The sequence below is a fragment of the Micromonospora sp. NPDC003197 genome (genome assembly GCF_053590565.1).
This window is the reverse complement of record NZ_JBSFTE010000001.1, coordinates 421,586-443,693: the sequence shown is the minus strand read 5'-3', so window position 1 is coordinate 443,693 and position 22,108 is coordinate 421,586. Positions and strand designations below refer to the sequence as shown.

Below are 22,108 nucleotides of genomic sequence, written 5' to 3'. Positions count from 1 at the left end.
GAACGGCCAGGCCGGACCCGTACGTCCTCCTCGTCGTATTCCCGCCGCTTGCCCGCCAGGATCGCCCCCTCGTTACGCAATCAACTCGTACTGGTCACCATCGCAGACCATAGTGCCGGGAACTCGGGCAGGGTCTTGGAGGTACACGCCACGTCACTCAGGTTGACCCCGGGTACGGCCAGGCCGATCACCGCCGCCGCGTGCGCCATCCGGTGGTCGTTGTAGGTCTCGAAGACACCACCGTGCAGTGGCCGGGGCCTGATCTCCAGCCCGTCCATGGTCTCGGTCACGTCTGTGCCGAGCCCGGAGAGTTCGCGGGCCAGCGCGGCCAGCCGGTCGGTTTCGTGCCCCCGGATGTGTGCCACCCCGGTCAGTTGGGACGGGGAATCGGCCACCGCCGCCAGGGCGGCCAGCACCGGGGTCAGCTCGCTCACGTCGGAGAGGTCGGCGGTCAGTCCGTGTACGACCCCGGTGCCCCGTACGGTCAGCCCGTCGGTGCCCAGCGTCACCTCGCCGCCCATCTGGTGCAGCAGGGCCCGTAGCCGGTCGACCGGCTGGGCGCTGCTGCGGGGCCAGCCGAGCAGGGTCACCGTGCCGCCGGTGATCAGCGCGGCGGCGAAGAACGGTGCCGCCCCGGAGAGGTCCGGTTCGATCTCCCAGCCTCGGCCGGTGAGCCGACCCGGTTCGACCACCCAGACGTTGGGCGTGGTGTCGTCGATGCCGGCCCCGGCCGCGCGCAGCATCTGCACCGTCATCCGCAGGTGGGGGGCGGACGGAACCGGCGGCCCCTGGTGCCGGACCACCACGCCCCGGTCGAACCGGGGGGCGGCCAGCAGCAGACCGGAGACGAACTGGCTGGAGGCGGAGGCGTCGATCACCACCTCGCCACCGGTCACGCTGCCGGTGCCGTGCACGGTCAGCGGCAGGCCGCCCTCGGGGGCGGTGTCGATGCGTACGCCGATGGAGCGCAACGCTCCGACCAGCGGCCCGAGTGGGCGGGTCCGGGCGTGCGGGTCGCCGTCGAAGGTGACCGGACCGTCGGCCAGCGCCGCGACGGAGGGGACGAACCGCATGACGGTGCCGGCGAGCCCGACGTCGACGTGCGCGGGGCCCTGGAACGGCCGCGGGCGGACCAGCCATCGTTCGTCATCCACGATGGACATATGGGCGCCCATTGCCCGCAGGCCACCGGCCATCAGTTCGGTGTCGCGGGCCCGCAGCGGTCGATACAGGGTCGACGGGCCGGACGCCACGGCGCTGAGCACCAGGGCTCGGGCGGTCATCGACTTGGATCCGGGCAGGCGCACGGTGGAGGAGACCGGGTCGGTCGCGGTGGGCGCGGTCCACGGCTGCGGTGGACGGGTCGCGGTCAGGTTCGCCACCCGTACAGTCTGCCGTGCCCCGCTGGCGGGCCGTGATCGCCGTACCGGATTCTCTCGACTGTCGGGATTTCGGAAGCTGGCGCGGGCAGTGAAATGTCCCAGGGGCGGGCTAGCGTGGGCGGCATGTGTGGGAGGTATGCCACCACTCGGAACGCGGCGGACCTGAGCGCGGTGTTCGAGTCGTACGACGAGACCGGCGACCGGCTCGTCGCCGACTACAACGTCGCCCCGACCGATCCGGTGCCGATCGTCCGAATGGCCACTGCTCCGACTGACTCGGACGGTCCGTGTCGAGTGCTTTCGGTGGCCCGGTGGGGTCTGGTGCCGGAGTGGGCGCGGGACACCCGGGGTGCCGCCCGGATGATCAACGCACGCGCCGAGACCGTCGCGACCACCAAGGCGTACGCCCGTTCGTTCGTCCGTCGCCGCTGTCTCGTCCCGGCCGCCGGCTGGTACGAGTGGGTCCGCCGGGATGGTGGGGCGAAGCAGGCCTACTACCTGACTCCGGCCGACGGGAGCGTGCTCGCCTTCGCCGGCATCTGGTCACGCTGGGGCGATGGGCCGGACACGCTGCTCACCTGTAGCGTCCTGACCACCCCGGCGCTCGGCGACCTGGCGCTGGTGCACGCCCGCATGCCGCTGCTGTTGACTCAAGACCGTTGGGCGGACTGGCTGGCCGATGGGGGCGAGCCGGACGATCTGCTGATCCCACCGAGTGCCGATACATTGGCCGGAATAGAAATCCGGCCGGTCGGTAGACAAATCGGCGATGTCCGTAACGACGGCCCGGAACTCATCGATCGGGTTGACGCCGAACCACTCGGCGCGCCGCCGCGTGATCATGTCGATTTGACGTTGTTCTGAACGTGCCGTGCAACATTGTCGCGTACTAATTTGCCAGAGTTGCGGGTGAAACGTCGGCTGGTCTTTTCGTCAGCTTTGCGGTAGCCCCTTGTCACCGACCGTGTAAGTGCGATAGAACACAGCGCCGGCATTTGATGTCGATTCGCACCAGGGCGAAGGACACTTCCCTACTTTTGCCGGTCCCACGGGGGAGGTGGGTGAATGACACGGGCGCGGATGCCACGCCCGCACGAGGTTGCCGCCGCACGACGTGACCCGAGGCTACTTCGGGCGGTCAGCGAGCGGAGCCTGGACGAAGCATGGCGCACCAGGGGTGCCTGCCGAAGCGTGGACCCGGAGACCTTCTTTCCGGCGCCGAGCGAGCCGGTGGATGCGGCGGTGGCGCTTTGTCGCACCTGCGACGTCCAGGGGTCCTGCCTGGCCTGGGCGTTGGAGGTCGGCGACTGCCACGGGGTCTGGGGGGCGACCACGCCACGCGAGCGACGGGCCATGCTGGTGGCCTGGCGGGGCCAGGTGAGAGCGGACCCAGAGGCGGCCGACGACGGGCGGTTACCGATACACGATCGGATGTTGACCCTGGTGCCGCTGGCCTGACCGGCCGGGTCGACGCCACCGGCTCCCGGGCTGCCAGCACAATGACCCGGTGCGGCACGGTGAAGAGGTCCAGACGCCCCGAGGGTCGGCGCGAATCGACGTCGATTCGCCCACCGGGGAGCCGATCAGCCTGCTCGTCCTCGGGCACGGGGCCGGTGGCGGCGTGGACGCACCCGATCTGATCGCGGTACGCGACGCGGCCGTCGCCGCCGGAGTGGCGGTCGCCCGGGTCACCCAGCCCTACCGGGTCGCCGGCCGGCGAGCGCCAGCACCTGCCGGGCAACTCGATGAGGCGTGGTCGACGGTGGTGGGGCTGTTACGTGATCGGCACCCCACCGTCCCCACGATCGTCGGCGGCCGGTCCAGCGGGGCCCGGGTGGCCTGTCGTACCGCCGCGTCGGTCGGGGCCGTCGGGATCGTCGCGCTCGCCTTTCCGCTGCATCCGCCCGGAAGACCGGAGCGGTCCCGGGCTACCGAGTTGATCACCGGCCTGCCCACCCTGGTCGTCAATGGCGATCGTGACCCGTTCGGCGTGCCGCCAGCTGGGCCGACCGTTCGGGTGGAGGTCCGACCAGGGGAGCGACACGACCTGCGACGTGATCCCGAGGCGGTGGCGGCGACGGTGGTCGGCTGGCTACGGGAGCGCGGCTGGGCCGGACCGTTTCCCTCGGCGTAGGTGATCGTTGCATTCCATGGTGCCGACCCGTGCCGGGCAACTTTCACCGGTTCCCGGATCGAGCCGGCATCGTCCTCCCAGGCCCTTCCTGGTCCCAGCGGTGGCCGGAGCCCATGGCGTCCAGCGGTGGCGGAGTCTACGGCCGGGACCAGGAATGGGAGATCAATTCCGGAATGCCCAGCCGGTGGCGTGGTGTTACAGCTCCTGGAAGCTATCCACGGCAAGGGGGGTCGACCGGTGCGAACCGAGACAAGGAGCCCGGAACGCGACGATCGCGGGACGCGGCAACTCCATCGGCTACTACGCGGCCCGGAATGGCCTGCGCTACCGGAACCGGCCGGATCTGCCGGGGTGAGTACCGGCACATCAGCCGAAACTGGATCTACCTCTGCCCGGGTACGCGTATCCTCAGCGGGACGGCAAACGACGCGAGGGGACGTGCGGTTGACCCAGCCGGAGAAGACAGAAGAGCGCCGGACACGGTTCGAGCGTGACGCGCTGCCTTTCGTTGACCAGCTCTATGCCGCCGCCCTGCGGATGACCCGTAATCCCGCCGACGCGGAGGACATAGTCCAGGAGACCTACCTGAAGGCGTACGCCGCCTTTCACCAGTTCGAAGAGGGCACCAACCTCAAGGCCTGGCTCTACCGGATCCTGACCAACACCTACATCAACTCGTACCGGAAGCGGCAGCGTCAGCCGATCCAGGCACCGACCGACGAGATCACCGACTGGCAGCTTGCCGAGGCGGAGTCGCACACCTCCAGTGGGCTGCGTTCGGCGGAGACCGAGGCGCTCGACCGGCTTCCCGACACCGATGTGAAGCAGGCGTTGCAGCAGCTCCCCGAGGAGTTCCGGCTCGCGGTCTACCTCACCGACGTCGAAGGCTTCTCCTACAAGGAGGTCGCCGACATCATGGGGACGCCGATCGGTACGGTGATGTCCCGACTGCACCGGGGTCGCCGTAACCTGCGCAAGATGCTTGAGCGGTACGCGGCCGAGCGGGGGTTCTCGTCGGCTTCGACGCCCAGCGCCGCCACGGCCGTTACCCGGGAGGTGTGAGCACTGTGAGCTGTGGTGACGCCCACGAGACCAACTGCCGCGAGGTGCTGGCCGAGGTCTACCTCTATCTCGACCTGGAATGCGCCGAGGAGCGGACCATCCTGATCCGCGAGCACCTGGACGAGTGCTCACCCTGCCTGCGTGAGTACGGCATCGAGCAGGAGGTAAAGGCGCTGGTCGCCCGCTGCTGCGGCAACGAGACCGCCCCGATCGAGCTGCGCGAGCGGCTTCGGATTCGGCTCGCCGAACTGGTCTTCGAGACCGAGACCCGCGAATACCTGCCCGACTGACTGAGTCACATTCGGCGAACGGGGGCCGGGGGCATGGTGATCGCCAGGATGCGCGATCGACGATTGCTCCCGGCCCCCGTCACTGATTAGCCGTTGCTCAGGAGTTTGGGCGCTTGCCGTGGTTGGCGCTGCTCTTCTTCCGAGCCTTCTTCTTCCGAGCCTTCTTTGCCATGTTGGCCTCCCGTTACCGCTGTGCCGCACCCGTCGGGCGTGGCTGGACAGGTTCTCCCGGGACCGGGAGTGACCCGCTGATGTTAGTCCGGCCGGCCAGCGGCGTTGAGCGGGCGGCCACATGATTGGATACCGTTCGCACGCACACTCCGCGGATGAGGGAGGGCCACACCATGGCCGAGGAGATCCGAGCCGAGATGGTGGCGAACGTCTGGAAGGTCGTGGTTGCCGCTGGCGACTCCGTCTCCGAGGGCGACACGCTGGTCATCCTGGAGTCCATGAAGATGGAGATCCCGGTGGTGGCCGAGTCGGACGGCGTGGTGCGCGAGTTGGCCGTCAACGAGGGGGACGTCGTCCAGGACGGTGACCTGATCGCGGTGATCGGTTGACCGGCCTGACGGTACGGCGCGCCGAGCCCACCGACTTCGACGTCATCGGCCGGTTGACCGTCTCGGCGTACGAGGCGGACGGGCAGTTGGCCGGCGGGCACGGCTACGGGCGGGTACTCGCCGACGTGGCGCCTCGGGCGCGCGACGGTGAGCTACTGGTGGCCGTGGACGACGGCACCGGGCAGGTGCTCGGCTCGGTGCTGTTCGTGCTGCCCGGCACGCCGTACGCGGAACTCTCCGGCCCGGGTGATGCCGAGTTCCGGATGCTGGCGGTGGATCCCGCCGCCCAGGGCCGGGGTGTGGGTGCCGCCCTGGTGTGGGCCTGTATCCGCCGGGCAACGGAGCTGGGTTGTCGGGCGATTGTCATCTCCACCCGCAGCTTTTCTCTCCCGGCCCAGCGGCTCTACGCCCGGCTCGGATTCCAGCGGACGCCGGAACGGGACTGGTCCCCGATGGTCGGGGTGGATCTGTTCGCCCTTCGGCTGGACCTGACCGGTCGACCTGAGTCGCTGGGTGTGGCCGGTCAGCCTGAGCCGCTGACCGGTCAGCCTGCGGCGGCTGAGCCGGGGCCGATCCGGTCGACCAGTTCGTAGGCGACCATCAACGCCAGTTGTCTACGCTCCTCATCGCTGCTCTGTGGCGTATCCGAGGCTGACCAACTGTGGTAGACGGCGAAGAGGGCTAATCCGGCCCGCAGCTCGGTGGCGGGCGACTCGTCGCCCCGGGCGAGCAGCCCGGCCAACTGTGCCAACCGGTCGCGCATCCGCTGCGCGGCGGCCAGGTGCGTGGCGGCGGTCTGGTTCTGTTCGAGGAACCGGACCGCCAGGGGAAGCCCGGTGGCGAAGAACCGATCCGCGTAACTGGTGACGATCGCGCGCCGGCCCGGTGCGTCGGCCGGTTGCTCCCTGGCCCAGGTAATCAGCTCGTCGAGGTCGGCGATTCGGTCGTCGAGGTAACTGTCGACGATCTCGTCCTTGCTTTTGAAGTGGTGGTAGAGGGCAGCCTTGGTCACCCCGAGTCGTTCGGCTATCTCCCGTAGTGAGGTCCGCTCGTAACCCTGCTCGGTGAAGAGCTCCAGGGCAACGACCTGGATGCGTGACCGCGGGTCGGCTGGCTGTGGGTCGGCTGGCCGCGCACCTGACCGCGAATCGGCCGGCTGCGTACCTGACCGCGGGCTGGCGGGGCGTGTGCTCACGGTCCTCTCCTCGGTGACTACCGGACGGCCGGTCAGTGCCGAACCTACCGCCGTAGCCGGCTCGCCACCGTCGAACACCGTCGAGATGCCCACGATGGGCCCGCCCAGCGGTGTTTCCCGACGGGAGGGCGGGGCAGTCGGACCCCGTACCGGCCTACACCAGTGACCAATTGCGCAAAGCTGTTCGTTACATTGCTCGTACCGCTTCAATCGTGCAAGACTGCGCATGAAGCGCGCGATATCGCGCAGGACGGGAGGTTCTTGTGACACAGCCGGGTGCTGGCATGGCAGCGGACGTAGCTGAGCAGCCAGCGGGTTACGCACGACTGCTCGAACCCGAGCACGCGAACGCGATCGCGCAGGTCGCGGCGGTCATCGCCGAACGTCGACCGCGGCACGTCGTGTTCACCGCCCGGGGTACCAGCGACCATGCCGCGCTCTACGCCGCCTACCTGACCGAGATTCGGCTCGGTCTGCCAGCCGGTCTGGCCTCACCCAGCGCGATCACGGTCTTCGGGGCCCGGCCCGACATGTCCGATGCGCTGGTCGTCGGGGTCAGCCAGAGCGGCGGCTCGCCAGACCTGGCTGAGGTACTGCGGGTGGCCCGCTCCACCGGGGCGCTGACGCTGGCCGTCACCAACAACCCGTCCTCGCCACTGAACGAGGTCGCCGAACTCTCCGTGGACATCGCCGCCGGACACGAGCGGGCGGTCGCGGCCACCAAGACGTACACCGCCGAACTGTTTGCCCTGCTCATGCTGATCGAGGGAGTACGGGCCGGCAACGGCGTACTCGACGCATCGGAGCGGGCCGCGCTCGCCACCCTGCCGGAGCTGGCGGCCCGTACCCTGGCCGACCCGACCCCGGGTGAACTGGCCCCCCGGTACCGCTTCGCCCGGCGACTGGTCACCACCGGCCGTGGCTACGCCTACCCGACCGCGCGGGAAGCCGCCCTGAAACTGATGGAGACCTCCTACCTGCCGGCCCTCGCCTTCTCCGGCGCTGACCTGCTGCACGGTCCGCTGGCCATGACCGACCCGGACGTACCGGTACTCGCGGTCGTCGGATCGGGACCCGGCGGAACAGCGATGCGCGAGGTCATTGCCCGGCTCGGTGAGCGTCGGGCCGACGTGGCCGTGATCGGCCCCGCCGACATCGACGGTGCCGCCGCCCGGATGCCAGTACCGGAGGTGGACGAGCGGTACGCCCCGCTGCTGGACATCCTGCCGTTGCAGCGCCTGGCGCTGTCCCTGGCGCTGGCCCGGGGCGAGGACCCGGACGCGCCCAGGGGCCTGAAGAAGGTCACCGCGACCCGCTGACGTGAGGTCATCACAGCACGCTGGCCCGGTCGTGGCAGGCTAGCCCTCGTGTCTACGCTGCGCGACCTCGCCGAGGAGCACACCAGCCTGCGCCCGGCCGACATCGACCATCTGCACCGGGTCGCCGGCGACTGGCAGCTGCTCTCCGACCTGTCCTTCGCCGATCTGCTGCTCTGGGTGCCGGTCGGCGGGGACGACGACTCCTTCCTCTGTGTCGCCCAGGTACGCCCGACCACCGCACCGACGGCGTACCTGGACGACCAGGTCGGGCGGATCGTCGGCGGTCCCGAGGTGGCCCACCTGGGCATCGCCTATCGGCAGGCCAGGATCTGGCGGGAGGGCGACCCGGTCTGGTACGGGGACACCCCCGCCCGGCACGAGGCGATCCCGGTCCGGCTCCGTACCGCCGCCGGGGAGGCCGGTGAGGTCATCGCGGTGGTGGGCCGGGACACCAACCTGTCCACCGCGCGTACCCCCAGCCAACTGGAACTCAACTATCTGACCACTGCTGACGACCTGGCGCAGATGGTTTCCGACGGCACCTTCCCGCCGCCCCGGCATCCCGGCGAGACCACCTCCGCGCCCCGCGTCGGCGACGGTCTGGTCCGGTTGGACGCCAGCGGCAAGGTCACCTATGCCAGCCCGAACGCCCAGTCCGCCTATCGGCGGCTCGGCTTCGCCTCCCACCTGGTCGGGGAGGACCTGGCCGCACTCAACGCCCGGCTCGCCGCCGATCCGCTGGACGGCACCGATGCCGGCAACCGGGTGCTCGCGGCGCTGCGCGGCGAGGCTCCACCCCGCAAGGAGATCGAGGCACGAGGAGCCACCATGCTGACCCGTGCGCTGCCGCTGATGCCAGCCGGTGTGCCGATCGGGGCGCTGGTCCTGGTCCGGGACATCACCGAGGTACGTCGGCGCGACCGGGCGCTGATCACCAAGGACGCCACCATCCGGGAGATCCACCACCGGGTGAAGAACAACCTACAGACCGTCGCCGCGCTACTGCGGTTGCAGGCCCGCCGGGTCGGTATTCCGGCCGCCAAGGCTGCATTGGAGGAGTCGGTACGTCGGGTCGCCTCGATCGCGCTGGTGCACGAGACGCTCTCCATGTCCAGCGACGAGGTGGTGGAGTTCGACGGGATCGTCGACCGAGTGGCCGCCGCTGCCAGCGAGGTGGCCGCCACCGAGTTCACGGTACGAATGCGTCGAGAGGGTACGTTCGGCGTACTGCCCGCCGAGATCGCCACGTCGCTGGTGATGGTGCTCAACGAGTTGCTGCTCAACGCGGTCGAGCATGGCTTTCCTCCGGCCGACGAGCCGAGTGACGCCCCGGCTGCCGAACCGGCCGAGGTCGTCGTCTCGGCCCACCGGTTCCGCAAGCAGTTGCATGTCTGTGTCGCCGACAACGGCCGTGGCCTGCCCGCCGACTTCGACTCCGAACGCAGTGGCCGACTGGGACTGCAGATCGTCCGGGCCCTGGCCACCGGTGAACTGCGGGGCACCATCGAGTTGCGCAACCGGGAGACCGGGGGCGGCACCGAGGCGGTGCTTGTCGTTCCGCTCGGCGGCCCGGCAAGATCCCGCTGAGCCGCGTTAGGCACCGCGCCGGGTGATGCTGCGTCACGCACCGGGCCGGGTGATGCTGCGTCACGCACCGGGCCGGGTGAGTAGCGCGACGGTCAGCCCCGGCACGGTCCACACCTGACTTGTCGAGAACCCCGCCCGAAGGGCGTTCGCCTTCGGCTCGGGCAGTCCGCGCAGCGGATCCGCCTTCTCCCCGACCACCAGCAGCCATACCCGGTCCACGGGAGCGAGACATTGGGCCGGCTGGTCGCACTCGGTGGCCCACAGGTCGGCCCGGTCCAGTTGGTCCCGGGTGGCCAGCACGTCCCGGGGTCGATCCGCACCGAGGTGATAGGCGGTCGCGGTGTCGAGGAACTTCCACCCCGTACGCGGCGAGTAGACGATTCCGTCGCCGGGCTGCTGGTGGGCCGCGATGATCCGGGCCGCTCCCCGGTAGTCGATCGGTGCCGAGCGGGGCCACTCGTGGGTCCGTCGGAGGTCGGCCTGGGCTGGCGCACCGAGCAGGCAGGTGACCGCGACGATGGCCAGTGCCCACGGCAGCCGGATCGTGGCGAGCACGTCGGCGGCGAGCAGACAGACGAAGGGTACGGTGAAGACCAGGTAACGCGGCACCCACAACGGGGTGACCAGCCCACCGACGAAGAGCAGCGCCACCGGCAGCAGGGCACAGAGTCCGAGTGCGACACCCCGCCGGCCTCGGCTGACCAGGGCGACCGCCGCCAACCCGACCAGCAGACCGCCGACCGGCGCGGCCTGGGTGATGGCACTGGGTAGCTCGGGCAGCGCCGTGAGACTCGGCTTCCCGACCCAATTGAGCTGCTCGCCCTGTTGGCTCCGCCCGAGCAGGGCCAACGGAGTCAGTGCCAGCCCGACCGGCACCACCGCGACCAGCCAGCGCAGCGGCAGCCGGCGGTCGCCGGTGGCCCGCCAGGCGAGCAGGACAGCGGCGGCATGACCGGCGAGCAGGATCACCGCCACCAGGTGCGCCAGCCCCAACCCGAGCACCGCCAGGGCGTAGCCGGCCCACCGGGACCAGCTCGGTCGCCGTACCACGCCGACCAGTAGCAGCGTGGCCAGGACGGCGAAGAAGGTGGCGAAGGCGTACGACCGGGCCTCCTGTCCGTACCGGGAGGTGCTGGGCACCACGGCGAAGAGCAGCCCGGCGATCAGGCCGGTACGGGTGCTGAACAGCCGTTCGCCGAGTACGGTGATCAGCCCGGCGGCCCCGGCCATGGCCAGGATCGTCGGCAGCCGCAGGGCCAGTACGGAGTCGCCGAAGAGCCGGATCCAGCCGTGCATGAGCAGGTAGTAGGGGGCGCTGACCCCGTCGATGTTGCCGGCCATCCGGAACAGGTCACCGAGGGGGCGGCTCGCGGCACTCCAGGTGGCCAATTCGTCGCGCCAGAGCTGGGCCCGGTCGGCCTGTACGAGGGTGACCGCCAGCGTCGCCAGCACCGGCCAGAGCCAGGCCGTACGGCCCAGGAAGCGGGGCAGGTCGGGACCGGGCCGGTCAGGCCGGGCCGATGCGTCCACTGACTCAACACTGGAGAACGAAGTCATCGATGGCTTGCCCAATCGTCGTCAGCGCAAAATCACTCAACGCGACAACTGGTAAATGGGTAGGTGAGGTGGCGGGCAGATGGCGTTCCTTGTCGCAACTGCCGCAGATCTCCACCGACGGGGCGGTTGGTCTGCTGGTCCTGCTACCCGAGGTCAGCCCGAACAAGGGGCGTCGCCCGTGATGTGGGAGCTGCTGGCCGGGTCACCGGGGGTGTGGCAGCATGGCGGGCATGACCGCCGCCGTTGAGCGCCGCTTCGTGGCCCGCCGCCACGTCGACTACGGCCGCGTGCGCAGCGCGATCTGTCCGGCTCACTAAACGCCGCCCGATCCATCTGTCCGGGCGCGCCTTCGCGCCGGCTTCACCGACACCGTTGTCCGCAGCCTCGACAGCGAGGCTGGCCGTCGCCTCCGCGCGCCACACCCAGCGATTTGTCACAGCAGACGGAGGACGCCGCGATGGCGGTCAGAAGCAACACACCAGCCCCGCCCGACACCACCGGCGGTCCGGCCAGTGGCGGACCACACCCAGCCGACGGCAGACCGGCGCGTACCGGGACCCACTCGACCAACGGCGGGGCTCGGCCGGCTCGTCGTCCCCGGGGCGAAGGGCAGTGGGCGCTCGGTCACCGGGAGCCGCTCAACCCCAACGAGCGGATCAAGGCTGACGACGATCCGCTGAACGTACGGGCCCGGATCGAGAACATCTACGCGCATCGGGGCTTCGCCTCCATCGACCCCGCCGACCTGCGGGGTCGGTTCCGGTGGTGGGGCCTCTACACCCAGCGCAAGGCCGGTATCGACGGTGGGCGTACCGCCGTGCTCGAACCACACGAGCTCGAAGACGAGCACTTCATGCTCCGGGTTCGGATCGACGGTGGTCAGCTCGACCTCGACCAACTGCGGACCATCGCCGACATCTCCCGCCGGTACGCCCGGGACACCGCCGACATCACCGATCGGCAGAACATCCAGTTCCACTGGATCCGGGTCGAGGACATGCCGGCGATCTGGCGTCAGCTGGAGGCGGTCGGCCTGCAAACCACCGAGGCCTGCGGTGACTGCCCCCGAATCGTGCTCGGCAGCCCGGTCGCCGGGGTGGCCGAGGCGGAACTGCTCGACCCGACCCCGGCAATCGACGAGATCGTCCGGCGGTACGTCGGCAACCAGGACTACTCCAACCTGCCCCGCAAGTTCAAGACGTCGATCTCCTGGCTGGTCGACACCCCGTACGAGGCCAACGACATCGCCTTCCTCGGTGTCGAGCACCCCGACCACGGCCCCGGCTTCGACCTCTGGGTCGGCGGTGGACTGAGCACCAACCCGATGCTGGCCAAACGGCTCGGCGTCTGGGTGCCGCTGGCCGAGGTGCCGGACGTCTGGGCCGGGGTGGTGGGGATCTTCCGGGACTACGGCTATCGCCGGCTGCGCAACCGGGCCCGGCTCAAGTTCCTGGTCGCCGACTGGGGAGTCGAACGGTTCCGGGAGGTGCTGGAGAAGGAGTACCTGGGGCGGGCCCTGCTCGACGGGCCACCGCCGGTGCTGCCGGAGAAGCCGATCGACCACATCGGAGTGCATCGGCAGCGCGACGGGCGTCACTACGTCGGGGCCGCCCCGGTGGTGGGCCGGATCTCCGGCACCCAGCTCGCCCAACTCGCCGACGTGGTGGCCGCGCACGGCAGCGGGCGGGTACGGCTGACGCCGTACCAGAAGTTGCTGGTCCTGGACGTCCCGGCGGACCGGACCGAATCGCTGGTCACGGCCCTGCGCGGGCTCGGGTTGGAGGCGCAACCGTCGGCCTGGCGGCGGGGCACGATGGCCTGCACCGGCATCGAGTACTGCAAGCTCGCCATCGTCGAGACCAAGGCGCGGGGCCAGGAACTGGTGGACCGACTGGAGGAGCGGCTGCGCGAGTTCGACGCCGACATCTCGATCCACATCAACGGCTGCCCGAACGCCTGCGCGCGTACCCAGACCGCCGACATCGGGCTCAAGGGGCAGCTGGTGGTCGGCCCGGACGGCCGGCAGGTCGAGGGCTTCCAGGTGCACCTGGGCGGTGGGCTTGGCATGGCGCAGGGGCAGACCGCCGGCTTCGGCCGGAAGGTACGGGGACTCAAGACCACCGCCGAGGAACTGCCCGAGTACGTCGAGCGGCTGGCCCGGCGCTATCTGGCCGCCCGTTCGACGGGGGAGTCGTTCGCCCAGTGGGTCGTCCGGGCCGACGAGACGGAGTTGCGGTGACCCGGGCTGCCCCGCTGTACTGCCCGTACTGCGGCGAGGAGGACCTACGGCCGCACGAGGCGGCACACGGTGCCTGGGAGTGCCATGCCTGTGCCCGGGTCTTCTCGGTGCGGTTCTCTGGCCTGTTGCCCCGGAAGGTGGAGCAATGAGTGAACCTGTGGTGCGCTCGGGTCTGGTGTCGGCGGTGGGCCTCGGCCTGGTGACATCCACCCCGAGGCCGACCACTGTCCCGGCCTCGGCTACCGGTTCGGCACCGTTGCCATCTGTCAGTACGGCGACGGTCCGGCGGGGCGCTGCGGAGCTGCGCGCGCTGGCGGAGACGGCTGGCCGGGAACTGGAGGGAGCCCCGGCAGAGGAGATCGCCGGTTGGGCGGCCAGCACCTTCGGGGACCGGTTCTGTGTCACCAGTTCGATGGCGGACGCGGTCCTCGCCCACCTGGTGTCCCGGGTCGCTCCCGGCGTGGACGTGGTCTTCCTCGACACCGGCCTGCACTTCCCGGAGACCCTGACGGTACGGGACGCGGTGGCCCGGGAGCTGCCGGTGAACGTCCGCTCGGTTCGTCCCCGGTTGACCGTGGAGCAGCAGGACGACGAGTACGGTCCCCGGCTGTTCGCCCGGGCCCCCGACGAGTGCTGTGCGCTGCGCAAGGTGGAACCGTTGGAGCGGGCGTTGGCCGACTATGACGCGTGGGCGGCCGGTCTGCGGCGGGACGAGTCGCCGAGCCGGGCGGAGACTCCGGTGGTGACCTTCGACGCCCGGCGCGGCAAGGTCAAGGTCAATCCGATTGCGGCCTGGACCCAGGCGGACGTGGACGCCTACGTCTCGCGGTGGAACGTGCCGGTCAACGAGTTGTTCCGGCAGGGCTACACCTCGATTGGCTGCTGGCCGTGCACCCGACAGACCCGGGCGGGGGAGGACCCCCGGGCCGGCCGCTGGGCGATGTTCGACAAGACCGAGTGCGGTCTACACGGGTGATGGCTGCCGGATTGCCGACCCCGGTTGTGCTCGTGGCGCATGGCAGCCGGGATCCCCGGGCCGCCGAGGCGACTCGGGCACTCGTCCGGGCCGTGGCGGCGGCGGCCGAGCCGGGGCGGATCGTTCGGGCCAGCTATCTGGACCACACCGCGCCGACACCGGCCCGAGTGTTGCGTGCCCTGGAGTTAGCCGGTCACCGACGGGCGGTGGTGGTGCCGCTGCTGCTCACCGACGCCTACCACGGGCGGGTGGACATTCCTGGGGCGGTCGCCGCCGCTCGGGCCGATGGGTTGCGGATGCCGGTACGGATTACCGGGGTGCTCGGCCCGACGGCCGGGGTGGTCGACGAGTTGTTGGTCGCCGGGCTGCGCCGTCGGCTGGCGGAGGACGGTCGGTTGGCTGAGGACGGTCGGTTGGCTGAGGACGGTCGGTTGGCTGAGGGTGCCGGCGTTGGCTGGAGGGGGTACGACGGTGTGGTGCTGGCCGCGGCCGGCACCCGGGACGAGGCGGCCCGGCGTACGGTCGACGCCGCCGCGGCGGCCCTCGGTGCCGATCTGGCGCTGCCCTGTCTGGCCGGGTACGCCTCAGCGGCGTCACCCACGGTAGCCGAGGCGGTATCCCATCTTCGGGCGGCCGGGGCTCGCCGGGTGGCTGTGGCGGCCTACTTCCTTGCCCCGGGGCGGCTTTACACGGTCGCTGAGGCGTCCGCCCGGGCGGCGGGTGCGGTGGCGGTTGCGGCCCCGCTGGGCGAGCTGCCGGAGTTGGCCCGGTTGGTGCTTACCCGGGTGTGGTCTGCCGAGTTGATGCGGGCAACTCACTCGCGTTGGCCACAACGGCAATGCGTGGCGCACCTAGTGGATCTGTGAAATGCCGATCGGAACGCGGATAGCGAGTGGAATACCACGCTGTGGTGAATAGCGGATCGGCTGGAAAGCCGTCATGGATGGAATACCGATAGTGGGCAGAAAAACACCCTGGGGAGGGGTTCCCCAGGGTGTTTTTCGCGCGCTGTGGTGGTGTGGTTAGGCAGAGTGAGCGCGGAGAACCCGAAGGCCGCCGCGGCGCTTGACGGCGCGTCGCTCTTCCTCGCTCATTCCGCCCCAGACGCCAGCGTCCTGACCAGATGCGAGTGCCCACTGGAGGCACTCGTCGGTCACGGAGCAGCGCCGGCAGACGGCCTTGGCCTGCTCGACCTGCAGGAGAGCCGGTCCAGACGTCCCGATCGGGAAGAACAGTTCCGGGTCCTCGTCGCGGCAGACAGCACGGTGACGCCAGTCCATGGCGGCAACACTCCTCATTCTGGATGGGTGGCGGTGTTGTATTGCTGATCGTTCTCATATGCAGACGCGGCACCAATCGCGACGGTGGGCACCCATCGTTTTGGCGGCGCGTGAGCAGGCTGTTGGGCCTGTGGGACCTGCGCGGAACCTGCCGCAATAAAGCGGGCATGTCCCAGCAATGACCCGAGTAACTCAAGTTCGCTTGTGAATACTTTCACGAACTTGCGTGATGTCAAGGGTAGCGCTCAGAAAATGTCTGAGTGGGTGAGCAAGCTCACGACCCCTTTGTCCGGATTTCAGCGCTTGCTGAGACCCATCGTGCCACAGCCAATAGTCAATATAGTACACTCCTGGCGACATTGCAGACATTTCAGGCGGCGGGTCTCCTCGTCCAGCTGTGCCGGGCCGCCTTGCCCAAGCTTGAGGGGCCGAGGGCCGGTCTGCGTAGTACCCCAGGGTCAGCAGATTACTCTTAGTGCTGCTGGTACGGAGGTAAAACAAACTTTTTCTCGTTCCCCAAGATAGTCGCCATCCAGCTGGAACGCCTGCGGACGTGTGGTGACCAGGGTGAACTCGTCAAGGTCGGGAAGTTGAACCACCTGTCCGCCGTGCGGGTCGGGATCGCGAGACAGGATCTGTGTCACGGTACGTGCGGTGCTTGGTACGCGGAGCCGCCGGAGCGCCAAGACATCCAGTCCCCGGTCGAACGAAGCCCCGGGATTGGGATTGATGGGCCGCTCACCCAAGTAGGTCCAGGGGGCCGTGTTCTGAATGATCACGGTGGCCAACTCACTCTCCGTAGGCTCACCGGGCCGCTCCAGCCTGATCGCCGGATGTCGTCGGTCGCTCGCCAGGAAATAATGGTTGAGCGTCGCGCGTAGGTAGAGCCCGACGGTGGAGACCCGGCCGCGACTGCGGGCTCGCTCTACCCGGCGGATCACCGCCGCGTCCAACCCCAGCCCGGCGCAGAACGTGAAGTAGCGATCGTCGGCCCGCCCGAGACCGATGGTCCGGGTCCGCCCCTCGCGCAGGCCCTCCAGGATCACGCTCGTCCCCTCCGGCCACTCCCGGGGCAGCCCCAGCGCACGGGCGAAGACGTTGGTCGAACCGCCGGGCACCACCGCGAGCGCGGGCAGTCGCTCCGCTGGCGTACGGCCGGTGGCCATCGTCGCCGGTTCGGCGGTCATCAGGCCGTTGACCACCTCGTTGACTGTGCCATCACCACCCAGCGTCACCACCAGGTCGACGCCGTCCCGTACCGCCTCCTGGGCCAGGGTCACCGCGTGCCCACGGCGCCGGGTATATCGAACGGCGAGGTCGACCTCACTGCGGAGCGCCCGGACGAGTACGTCCCGGCTGCGCTCGCTGGTGCTGGTGGCTTTCGGGTTTACGACCAGGACGGCCCGCATGGCCGGCACTGTACCGTGACCAGCCGCGAGTATCGTTTGGTCGGTGACCACCGACTCCGACACCCGCCCCGGGTCGCTGCGCTGGGCGGTGTTGCTGCTCCGGGGCGAGGCGGTCGCCCTCGGGCTGCTGGCCGTCTTCCTGATCTACAAGGACCTCACCGCCACCGCCAACGATCTCGCGTCAGCACTCTTCGTGACCGGATTCGCGGTAGGCGGGGCGATCGTGCTCTGGGCGCTCGCCACGGCGCTCGGCCGCCGCCGGGCCGGGGCACGCGCGCCGACCATCGTCTTGCAGCTGATGCTCTTCCCGGTCGGCTACTACATGATCCAAGGCGGCATGGGTTGGCTCGGTGTGCCGTTGATGGCCCTCGGGACCGTGGTCTGCGGGCTGTTGGTCTGCGCACCGACCAACCGCGCCCTCGGCGTCGGTTGACCGGTTGTGGATCGTCGCCGACAGGCCACCGAACGCATCGACTGACTGCCTGCGGGTCGCCGGCCCGCAGGCCAAACGAGCGTGCCGGCTGACGAGCGTGCTGGCTCTGGCAGGTCAGCGCACGCTGGGCCGACGGGTACGCAGCGAGATCGTCGCCCGCCCGTCATCGGCGGTGGCCGAAGCGGCCGTGGTCAGTGCGGTGAGCACCTTCCAGGCGAAGGACGACTCGGCAGGCAGTTGGGCACCCGGGACGGTCGCCAAGGTGACCATGACGGTGAGCGCGTCTTCGGTGACCGCGAACCGGCAATCGAGTTCCGTGTCCGGGCGGGCGATGGCGAGGAGCATCGCGCACGCCTCGTCCACCGCGATTCGTAGATCCTCGATCTCGTCGAGAGCGAACTGCAACCGGGCGGCCAGCCCGGCGGTCGCGGTCCGTAACACGCTGAGATAGCCGCCGTCAGCGGGCACGGTAAGTAGCACGACGTCGTCGTCGATCGCCTGCTGGGCTGTCAGGTAAGTCACCGATGCCATCCCCCCGTTCCGGACTCTACCGGTTGGCCGTACCCGGCGCGGGGGCGCGGGCGGCGAGCGCCCGCAGCGCCGGCCCGGTCAGCCGGTAGGGCAGCCATTCGTCCAGCTGTACGGCGTCGATCGCCCGGTAGAAGCCGGCCGCCGGATTCCAGTTGATCATCATCCAGTCCAACCGGGGGTAGCCGCGCTCGACACAGAGGGCGGCCAGAGTGGCGAGCAGCAGTCGGCCGGCGCCGGTGCCCCGAGCCGCCGGTCGTACGTAGAGATCCTCCAGGTAGATGCCGTGCTGGCCGGCCCAGGTGGAGAAGTTGAGGAACCACAGGGCGAACCCGAGAGGCTCCCCGTCGCCGCCGAGCGCGACGTGCCCGAAGAGCGCCGGCTGCGGCCCGAACAGGGCGACGGTCAGCTGTTCCTCGGTGAGCTGGCACTGCTCCGGTGCCTTCTCGTACTCGGCCAGCTCGTGCACCATTGCGACGATGGCCGGCACATCATCGGGACGTGCCGGCCGGATCGTCGGTGCCAGGGGGAGGCTCACGCCTGCTTGGTCTCCCAGAAGATCTTCGAGATCTCCTCGATCTTCTGGAGCAGTTCGTCGGCCTTGGCCGGGTCGGTCGAGCCCTTGGCGCCGGTGGCACCGGCCAGCTTGGTGGCCTCGTTGAAGAGCTGGTGCAGGTTCGGGTACTTCTCGAAGTGCTGGGGCTTGAAGTAGTCGGTCCACAGCACCCACAGGTGGTGCTTGACCAGCTCAGCCCGCTGCTCCTTGATGATCAAGGCGCGGGTGCGGAACTCCGGATCGGTGTTCGCCTGGTACTTCTCGGCGATCGCCTTGACCGATTCGGCCTCGATCCGGGCCTGAGCCGGGTCGTAAACGCCGCACGGCAGGTCGCAGTGGGCGCTGACGGTGCGGTGCGGGGTGAAAATGCGCGGAAGTCGCATCAGGACCCTCCAAGGAAGTTTGCGATGATCCAAGCCGACACTACTCCTGTGGTACGTCCCCTACCGAGCGGAGGTGAAACCTGGTGTCAACGGGTCGGACGGCACCAGGCGCGGGGACTTTCGGCCCCCTGTTTGCCGTACTTGTGACAGGTCCCTCCATGGTGCCGACGCTGCGGCACGGCGACGCGCTGCTGGTACGTCGCGGTGGCCGTGCGGTACGCCCCGGCGACCTGGTGGTGGCGACCTTCCGGAGCCGCCCGGAGTTGCTGGTGGTCAAGCGCGCGGTCCGCCCGACGGACAGCGGTTGGTGGGTACACGGGGACAACGATCTGGTCACCGACGACTCCCGTAGCTACGGGGTGGCCGACGTGCGGGGCCGGGTGGTGCTGCGCTACTGGCCCCGACTGCGATGGTTCGGTTACCGGCGGGTATGACCCTGCCCACAGAAACTTGCGCCGGGCGACACTATGCTCTGCGGGGAGTGCAGCCGGGCGACCCCCGTGACGCACCGCCGGTCATCGCTGACCTCGCGTCAAGCCGGCTCGATCATTCGCTCGAAGCCGTCTGGAGTCACCAATGTCATCGTCTGCCGTGGAGTTCACCGATCGCGTCTTCAGGTTGCATCGAGGCGGAAAGATGGCGGTCACCTCGACCGTTCCGCTGACCAGCCGAGACGACCTCTCTCTCGCCTACACCCCCGGAGTCGCCCAGGTCTGCGAGGCCATCGCCGGCGACCCCAGCCTGGCCGCCGAATACACCTGGGCGTCGCGGGCCGTCGCCGTGGTCACCGACGGGTCGGCCGTACTGGGCCTGGGCAATATCGGTCCCCGCGCCGCGATGCCGGTGATGGAGGGCAAGGCAGTGCTGTTCAAGCAGTTCGGCGGGGTCGACGCCGTGCCGATCTGCCTCGACACCCAGGACGTCGACGAGATCGTCTCCGTGGTGACCGCGCTCGCGCCCTCATTCGGTGGCATCAACCTGGAGGACATCAGCGCGCCCCGGTGCTTCGAAGTCGAGCGGCGGCTGGACGAGGCGCTGCCCATCCCGATCTTCCACGACGACCAGCACGGCACGGCCATCGTGGTGCTGGCCGCGTTGCGTAACGCCGCCACCCTGCTCAACCGGAAACTCGGCGACCTGCGGGTGGTGGTCAGCGGGGCGGGTGCCGCCGGGGTGGCGGTGACCAAGATGCTGATCGCCGGTGGGATCAACCCCGCCCAGATGATGATCTGCGACTCCCGAGGGCTCATCCACTCCGACCGGGCGGACCTCACCCCGGTCAAGGCCGAGCTGGCGGCGGTGACCAACGCGGCCGGTCGTACCGGAGGCATCGGCGACGGGTTGCGTGACGCCGACGTACTCATCGGTGTCTCGGGCGGGCAGATCCCCGAGTCGGCGATGGCGGGGATGGCCCCCGGCGGCATCGTCTTCGCGCTGGCCAACCCGACGCCCGAGGTGCATCCGGAGGTGGCCGCCCGGTACGCCTCGGTGGTCGCGACCGGCCGCAGCGACTACCCGAACCAGATCAACAACGTGCTCGCCTTCCCGGGGATCTTCCGGGGAGCGCTCGACGCGCGGGCGACCCGGATCACCGAGGGCATGAAGGTCGCGGCGGCGGATGCCATCGCCAACGTGGTCGCCGAGTCGCTCCAGGCGGACGCGATCGTGCCGTCCCCGCTCGACCCCCGGGTGGCCCCGGCGGTGGCCGAGGCCGTGGCGGATGCGGCTCGCCGCGACGGCGTCACGCTTTGATGTTAGGAAGGGCCCCTTTTTATCGTTTTCTGTATAGGAAGGGGCCCTTCCTAACCCTCCCACCCGGGCATGCGCGCTGTTAGCGTGCGGATCATGCATGCCGCCTACGCCTCGATGTTCGATGCCGACAACCCGCTCGCCGCGCTCGCCGTAGGCGACCGGCCGGAGCCCGTACTGCCCGATCCGGACTGGGTGACCGTGCAGGTCCGGGCCAGTTCGCTCAACCACCATGATCTGTGGTCGTTGCGGGGGGTGGGACTGTCGGCGGAACGGCTGCCGATGATCCTCGGCTGCGATGCCGCCGGCATCGATCCGGACGGCAACGAGGTTGTCGTCTATCCGGTGGTCGCCGACCCGGCGGACCCGCGTGGCGTCTCGATCCTCTCCGAACACCATCAGGGCACCTTCGCCGAGCGGGTGGCCGTACCCCGGGCGAACCTCGTACCCAAGCCGGCCGACATGTCCTTCACCGACGCCGCATGCCTGCCGACGGCCTGGCTGACCGCGTGGCGGATGCTCACCACCCGGGGGCGGATGGCCGAGGCCGAGGCGATTCTGGTGCAGGGGGCTGGCGGTGGGGTCGCGACGGCCGCGGTGGCGATCGCCGTCGCCGCCGGCAAGCGGGTGTACGCGACCAGCCGGAGCGCAGCCAAGCGGGAGCGGATCGCGGCGCTCGGCGCGACCGCCGTGGAGCCGGGGGCGCGACTGCCGGAGCGGGTCGGTGTGGTTGTCGAGACGGTGGGTGCGGCGACGTTCGAGCATTCGATGAAGTCGGCGGCGACGGGTGCCCGCATCGTCGTGTCGGGCGCGACCGCCGGGTACGAGCCGAAGGTGAATCTGCGCCGGGTCTTCGCGATGCAGTTGGAGATCCTGGGCACCTCCATGGGTACGCGCGACGAGCTGGCCGAGTTGCTGACCTTCTGCCAGACGCACGGCGTACGGCCGGTGGTCGACGCGGTCTACGGGTTTTCCCAGGCCAGCGAGGCGTTTGCCCGGCTGCACTCCGGTGACGTCTTCGGCAAGGTGGTGCTGGACCACAGCCGGTAACCGCAACACCTGTTCGGCGGTGGCGTCCGGCGGAACTCCGCAGGACGCCACCGTTGTTGCTGTGTGCAGTCGATCGAACACGCGCGGTTCGGATCCTGAAAATCCGGACCTTTTCTCGGCCCAAAACAGGCAGGATCGGGAAATATATGTCTGCGAAAACGCGGGGCTAAGTCTCGGCAAAAACTCTCTTCAGGAAGACTAAAGGTTACGGCTTCCGTCTCTTCTTTGAAGTTCCTGATCGAATTGGGTCGTTGGGTACAGTCATGCCGTTCTGCTGCTGATCGCCAACCGATATCCCGTTTCGAAAGGATCAGATCTTGAAGTTCTCGGCGGCACGCAAGGGTATACGAAGAGCGCCACGGTTTTTTTCGGCTGGGCACGGGCTGCTGCGCCGCCCGACGCGCTCATTGGTGGTGGGA

25 protein-coding genes and 1 pseudogene are annotated in these 22,108 nt (G+C 69.3%); 17 read left to right on the top strand and 9 right to left on the bottom strand.

Annotated features, from left to right (window positions below; genetic code table 11):
- Positions 1–80 precede the first annotated feature (80 nt).
- On the bottom strand, positions 81–1,382 hold the full coding sequence (aroA, locus tag ACWDV4_RS02025; protein ID WP_449974083.1) for a 3-phosphoshikimate 1-carboxyvinyltransferase: 1,302 nt from the start codon (positions 1,380–1,382) through the stop codon (positions 81–83).
- A 123-nt stretch (positions 1,383–1,505) separates the two neighbouring features.
- Here aroA and ACWDV4_RS02020 point away from each other — a divergent pair, with 123 nt between their 5' ends.
- The 5 genes from ACWDV4_RS02020 (at position 1,506) to rsrA (ending at position 4,868) form a co-directional block, all read left to right on the top strand.
- Positions 1,506–2,246 carry an SOS response-associated peptidase gene (locus ACWDV4_RS02020; RefSeq protein WP_449974082.1) on the top strand — a complete coding sequence of 247 codons (741 nt, stop codon included), beginning with the start codon at positions 1,506–1,508 and terminating at the stop codon, positions 2,244–2,246.
- Between the two features lie 201 nt (positions 2,247–2,447).
- Entirely contained in the window at positions 2,448–2,840 is a 393-nt protein-coding gene (locus ACWDV4_RS02015; protein ID WP_449974081.1) for a WhiB family transcriptional regulator, read from the top strand.
- A gap of 49 nt (positions 2,841–2,889) precedes the next feature.
- Positions 2,890–3,516, top strand: a complete 627-nt coding sequence (locus ACWDV4_RS02010; RefSeq protein ID WP_449974079.1) for an alpha/beta hydrolase family protein — start codon at positions 2,890–2,892, stop codon at positions 3,514–3,516.
- Positions 3,517–3,753: 237 nt separating this feature from the next.
- The gene (locus ACWDV4_RS02005; RefSeq protein WP_449974077.1) at positions 3,754–4,578 is read left to right on the top strand and encodes a sigma-70 family RNA polymerase sigma factor; all 825 of its coding nucleotides are present in this window, start codon (positions 3,754–3,756) and stop codon (positions 4,576–4,578) included.
- Between the two features lie 5 nt (positions 4,579–4,583).
- A complete protein-coding gene (rsrA, locus tag ACWDV4_RS02000) occupies positions 4,584–4,868 on the top strand; it encodes a mycothiol system anti-sigma-R factor (protein ID WP_449974152.1) in 285 nt (94 codons plus the stop codon).
- A gap of 97 nt (positions 4,869–4,965) precedes the next feature.
- Here the strand turns inward: rsrA and ACWDV4_RS01995 are convergent, their stop codons facing one another.
- Complete coding sequence (locus ACWDV4_RS01995; protein WP_369752275.1) at positions 4,966–5,040, bottom strand: 50S ribosomal protein bL37; 75 nt, start codon at positions 5,038–5,040, stop codon at positions 4,966–4,968.
- Positions 5,041–5,212: 172 nt separating this feature from the next.
- Here ACWDV4_RS01995 and ACWDV4_RS01990 point away from each other — a divergent pair, with 172 nt between their 5' ends.
- On the top strand, positions 5,213–5,428 hold the full coding sequence (locus tag ACWDV4_RS01990; protein WP_449974150.1) for a biotin/lipoyl-binding carrier protein: 216 nt from the start codon (positions 5,213–5,215) through the stop codon (positions 5,426–5,428).
- A pseudogene (locus tag ACWDV4_RS01985) lies at positions 5,425–5,922 on the top strand (GNAT family N-acetyltransferase); the annotation flags it as partial. The gene ACWDV4_RS01990 and the pseudogene ACWDV4_RS01985, both read left to right, overlap by 4 nt.
- Before the next feature lie 50 nt (positions 5,923–5,972).
- Here the strand turns inward: ACWDV4_RS01985 and ACWDV4_RS01980 are convergent.
- Positions 5,973–6,521 (bottom strand): TetR/AcrR family transcriptional regulator, encoded by a 549-nt coding sequence (locus tag ACWDV4_RS01980; RefSeq protein WP_449974148.1) that lies wholly within the window; start codon positions 6,519–6,521, stop codon positions 5,973–5,975.
- A gap of 386 nt (positions 6,522–6,907) precedes the next feature.
- Between ACWDV4_RS01980 and ACWDV4_RS01975 the strand changes: the two genes are divergently transcribed.
- Together ACWDV4_RS01975 and ACWDV4_RS01970 are read left to right on the top strand one after the other, a co-directional pair.
- Positions 6,908–7,942: an SIS domain-containing protein gene (locus ACWDV4_RS01975; protein WP_449974075.1), complete on the top strand. Its 1,035-nt coding sequence runs from the start codon at positions 6,908–6,910 to the stop codon at positions 7,940–7,942.
- Positions 7,943–7,990: 48 nt separating this feature from the next.
- On the top strand, positions 7,991–9,529 hold the full coding sequence (locus tag ACWDV4_RS01970) for a sensor histidine kinase (RefSeq protein WP_449974073.1): 1,539 nt from the start codon (positions 7,991–7,993) through the stop codon (positions 9,527–9,529).
- Positions 9,530–9,589: 60 nt separating this feature from the next.
- Here the strand turns inward: ACWDV4_RS01970 and ACWDV4_RS01965 are convergent, their stop codons facing one another.
- Positions 9,590–11,059, bottom strand: coding sequence for a glycosyltransferase family 39 protein (locus tag ACWDV4_RS01965; protein ID WP_449974072.1), 1,470 nt, complete (start codon positions 11,057–11,059; stop codon positions 9,590–9,592).
- Positions 11,060–11,543: 484 nt separating this feature from the next.
- Between ACWDV4_RS01965 and ACWDV4_RS01960 the strand changes: the two genes are divergently transcribed.
- From ACWDV4_RS01960 to ACWDV4_RS01945, 4 genes are read left to right on the top strand one after another with little or no spacing between them, the layout of a single operon-like run.
- Positions 11,544–13,325 carry a nitrite/sulfite reductase gene (locus ACWDV4_RS01960; RefSeq protein ID WP_449974071.1) on the top strand — a complete coding sequence of 594 codons (1,782 nt, stop codon included), beginning with the start codon at positions 11,544–11,546 and terminating at the stop codon, positions 13,323–13,325.
- Positions 13,322–13,474 (top strand): hypothetical protein, encoded by a 153-nt coding sequence (locus ACWDV4_RS01955; protein WP_449974070.1) that lies wholly within the window; start codon positions 13,322–13,324, stop codon positions 13,472–13,474. The genes ACWDV4_RS01960 and ACWDV4_RS01955 overlap by 4 nt, the downstream gene beginning before the upstream one ends.
- A complete protein-coding gene (locus ACWDV4_RS01950) occupies positions 13,471–14,301 on the top strand; it encodes a phosphoadenylyl-sulfate reductase (protein ID WP_449974069.1) in 831 nt (276 codons plus the stop codon). Before ACWDV4_RS01955 ends, ACWDV4_RS01950 begins: the two co-directional genes overlap by 4 nt.
- Positions 14,283–15,167: a sirohydrochlorin chelatase gene (locus ACWDV4_RS01945; protein WP_449974068.1), complete on the top strand. Its 885-nt coding sequence runs from the start codon at positions 14,283–14,285 to the stop codon at positions 15,165–15,167. Before ACWDV4_RS01950 ends, ACWDV4_RS01945 begins: the two co-directional genes overlap by 19 nt.
- 156 nt (positions 15,168–15,323) lie before the next feature.
- On the opposite strand, the gene ACWDV4_RS01940 is transcribed toward ACWDV4_RS01945, so the two are convergent.
- Both ACWDV4_RS01940 and ACWDV4_RS01935 read right to left on the bottom strand, forming a co-directional pair.
- Positions 15,324–15,581, bottom strand: coding sequence for a WhiB family transcriptional regulator (locus tag ACWDV4_RS01940; protein ID WP_184535946.1), 258 nt, complete (start codon positions 15,579–15,581; stop codon positions 15,324–15,326).
- 458 nt (positions 15,582–16,039) lie between these two features.
- Positions 16,040–16,990, bottom strand: coding sequence for a diacylglycerol/lipid kinase family protein (locus tag ACWDV4_RS01935; RefSeq protein WP_449974066.1), 951 nt, complete (start codon positions 16,988–16,990; stop codon positions 16,040–16,042).
- 43 nt (positions 16,991–17,033) lie between these two features.
- Between ACWDV4_RS01935 and ACWDV4_RS01930 the strand changes: the two genes are divergently transcribed.
- Positions 17,034–17,423: a hypothetical protein gene (locus ACWDV4_RS01930; RefSeq protein WP_449974065.1), complete on the top strand. Its 390-nt coding sequence runs from the start codon at positions 17,034–17,036 to the stop codon at positions 17,421–17,423.
- A 114-nt stretch (positions 17,424–17,537) separates the two neighbouring features.
- On the opposite strand, the gene ACWDV4_RS01925 is transcribed toward ACWDV4_RS01930, so the two are convergent.
- From ACWDV4_RS01925 to sodN, 3 genes are all read right to left on the bottom strand, one after another.
- Positions 17,538–17,954, bottom strand: a complete 417-nt coding sequence (locus ACWDV4_RS01925; RefSeq protein WP_449974064.1) for an anti-sigma regulatory factor — start codon at positions 17,952–17,954, stop codon at positions 17,538–17,540.
- Between the two features lie 16 nt (positions 17,955–17,970).
- Positions 17,971–18,423: an N-acetyltransferase family protein gene (locus tag ACWDV4_RS01920; RefSeq protein WP_449974146.1), complete on the bottom strand. Its 453-nt coding sequence runs from the start codon at positions 18,421–18,423 to the stop codon at positions 17,971–17,973.
- A gap of 62 nt (positions 18,424–18,485) precedes the next feature.
- Positions 18,486–18,890, bottom strand: coding sequence for a superoxide dismutase, Ni (sodN, locus tag ACWDV4_RS01915; protein ID WP_449974063.1), 405 nt, complete (start codon positions 18,888–18,890; stop codon positions 18,486–18,488).
- Positions 18,891–18,970: 80 nt separating this feature from the next.
- Here sodN and ACWDV4_RS01910 point away from each other — a divergent pair, with 80 nt between their 5' ends.
- The 3 genes from ACWDV4_RS01910 to ACWDV4_RS01900 all read left to right on the top strand — a co-directional run bounded on the left by ACWDV4_RS01910 (position 18,971) and on the right by ACWDV4_RS01900 (position 21,689).
- On the top strand, positions 18,971–19,324 hold the full coding sequence (locus ACWDV4_RS01910) for a S24/S26 family peptidase (protein WP_449974144.1): 354 nt from the start codon (positions 18,971–18,973) through the stop codon (positions 19,322–19,324).
- Positions 19,325–19,466: 142 nt separating this feature from the next.
- On the top strand, positions 19,467–20,642 hold the full coding sequence (locus tag ACWDV4_RS01905; protein WP_449974062.1) for an NAD(P)-dependent malic enzyme: 1,176 nt from the start codon (positions 19,467–19,469) through the stop codon (positions 20,640–20,642).
- 84 nt (positions 20,643–20,726) lie between these two features.
- On the top strand, positions 20,727–21,689 hold the full coding sequence (locus ACWDV4_RS01900; RefSeq protein ID WP_449974143.1) for a zinc-binding dehydrogenase: 963 nt from the start codon (positions 20,727–20,729) through the stop codon (positions 21,687–21,689).
- Positions 21,690–22,108: the final 419 nt, after the last annotated feature.